Origin of the sequence: Gottfriedia acidiceleris (genome assembly GCF_004138285.1) — a bacterium.
In the GTDB taxonomy this organism is placed as follows: Bacteria; Bacillota; Bacilli; order Bacillales; family Bacillaceae_G; genus Gottfriedia; species Gottfriedia acidiceleris_A.
Map to the genome: position 1 here is coordinate 1 of NZ_SCFN01000073.1, position 395 is coordinate 395.

Below are 395 nucleotides of genomic sequence, written 5' to 3' on the forward strand. Positions count from 1 at the left end.
TTAACTAACAAGTTTGATAATGACATTATCTAGTTTTGAAGGTACAAAAATTATTATAAAAAAACTTCAAAAAAGTTATTGACTTTTAAATGAAATTTGTTATAATAATTAATGTCCTAAAGAAAATAAATCAAGTGATGATAGCGAAGAGGTCACACCCGTTCCCATACCGAACACGGCAGTTAAGCTCTTCAGCGTCGATGGTAGTTGGGGGTTTCCCCCTGTGAGAGTAGAACGTCGCTTGGTTTGATGGAGGATTAGCTCAGCTGGGAGAGCACCTGCCTTACAAGCAGGGGGTCGGCGGTTCGAGCCCGTCATCCTCCACCATATGCCGACTTAGCTCAATTGGTAGAGCAACTGACTTGTAATCAGTAGGTTGGGGGTTCAAGTCCTCT

Annotated in this window: 1 tRNA gene and 1 rRNA gene; both read left to right on the top strand. The window is 41.8% G+C overall.

Annotated elements, in window-relative coordinates:
- The first annotated feature begins 130 nt into the window (after positions 1-130).
- A 5S ribosomal RNA gene (gene rrf, locus EP747_RS24010) occupies positions 131-246 on the top strand.
- A gap of 5 nt (positions 247-251) precedes the next feature.
- Positions 252-327, top strand: a tRNA-Val gene (locus EP747_RS24015).
- Positions 328-395 lie beyond the last annotated feature (68 nt).